At 68.0% G+C, this 1554-nt stretch carries 2 protein-coding genes; both read right to left on the reverse strand.

The features are described from left to right. Positions 1 to 196: 196 nt before the first annotated feature. On the reverse strand, positions 197 to 1183 hold the full coding sequence (locus AAGI46_17165; GenBank protein ID MEM1013937.1) for a hypothetical protein: 987 nt from the start codon (positions 1181 to 1183) through the stop codon (positions 197 to 199). Then, the coding region (locus AAGI46_17170; protein MEM1013938.1) for a hypothetical protein at positions 1180 to 1554 on the reverse strand (375 nt) is incomplete at its 5' end. The genes AAGI46_17170 and AAGI46_17165, both read right to left, overlap by 4 nt.

Genomic DNA, 1554 nt, shown 5'->3' on the forward strand with positions numbered 1-1554 from the left:
CGGGATACCGACGAAGCACGTCCGCATCGACACTTGCCGCCGCGAGAACACTCGACGGGACGGGGAAGCTCGCCTCGTTCGTGTTAAGCTTGACCACGCGCTGCCCAACGGATGGCTGCTCGCCGGGGACGTACGGCGAGAGCGCTTCGACTTCAGGTCGTGGCCGGGGCAGACCCATGCCAGAGGATAAGTCGCGTCAGTCCAGCCGTCGTGCGGCACCGAGGACGTCGCGGACGAAGAAGTTGCGCTCCGCCGTCCACGCCGACGGTCCGCCCCAGAGGATGATGCCGGCACAGCCGACGTCGCGGGCCGCGGTCGCGATCGCAGTCGCCTGTTCGGCCGTCAGCATCTGCTCGGTGTTGTGATGCGTCGCCATCATCACGGCGACGACGGGGATGTCGGTGCCACGCAGCCACGCCTTGTGGCTCGCCAAGACGTCGGCCGCGTAGAGGTAGAGCCGCTCGGGCGTCGCATCCGGGTAGAAGCTGTAGACGCTGACCGGGAGGTACGTCATGTCGAGGACGCGTCGGTCCTCGTGCCAGATGAAGTCGCCGAGTTCTGCTTGCCACGCGAGATACCGCCCGAGGTGGCTGTCGCGTCGGACGTCGCCGACGGGCGGCTGGCGGTTGGCTTCGTCGTCCCAGCCGGTGATGGCAAACCGCTGGCTCGACTCTGCCAGGGCCCACACCTCGGGCATGCCCCAGAGCGTTTTGCCATTGCGGTAAAACGCCCGCAGCTCGTCGAGCGTCGTGGGGGTCGTCTCGCGTCGCTTGGCGACAGCACCCCAGAGCCCGCCCATCACCCAGTAGTCGCGGGTGATCTGGTTGTAGACGCCGATCTCGACGAGCGGCTGCCGCTTCCGGGCGAGCTGCACGAACTCGGCCCAGCGTTCGGGCTCGGCCTCGTGCATGTTCGACATGATCGGCAGGCCGCGAACAGCTGCGTCGTCGATCAGCTCAGCCCAGCGCTCCGGATGGTCCTCGTGGAATGTGATGATCTGCCGCATCGGAGCCAGGCCGAGGGCTCCGGCAATCGGCTTGCCCCTGTGGCCCATCGAGTCGTACACCGGAATGGGCGGACGTTCCCCACCCTCGACCGTCTGGGCTGGACGCGTCGCGGGCTCCGTCGTCTGTGCCGAGGCGACCGACGCGAGCAGCGTGACAAGGACAACAAACCACTTCATCGCTCGACCTCCATGACACCGCGGAGATCGCCCGGCTGCTTGTAGCTGGTCTTCTCGTTCTGCGAGCCGGCGAGCACGACGCTGCCCTGGCCCCACGTCCCAGCCGGCACACGCGTGGCGACGATGTCCTCCAGCACGGCGTCCGTCAGCGACTCCATGCGGATCGGCGGCATCCAGCCCTGGCCGTCCATCTGGCCGACCTGCTCGACGCGGCCGTTGCGGAACGTGATCTCGCCTGGCTGGGCACCGGGCCAAACGCGGAGCAGCGAGCCGTGCCCCGCCTTGCCGGTGATGACGAAGTCCTCCATCACCACGTCGACGAGGCTCCGGCCGTGCTCGGCGCTGCCGCCGTGGAACTCGACGGCGTTGGC

It is taken from the genome of Planctomycetota bacterium (genome assembly GCA_038746835.1).
In the GTDB taxonomy this organism is placed as follows: domain Bacteria; phylum Planctomycetota; class Phycisphaerae; order Tepidisphaerales; family Tepidisphaeraceae; genus JBCDKH01.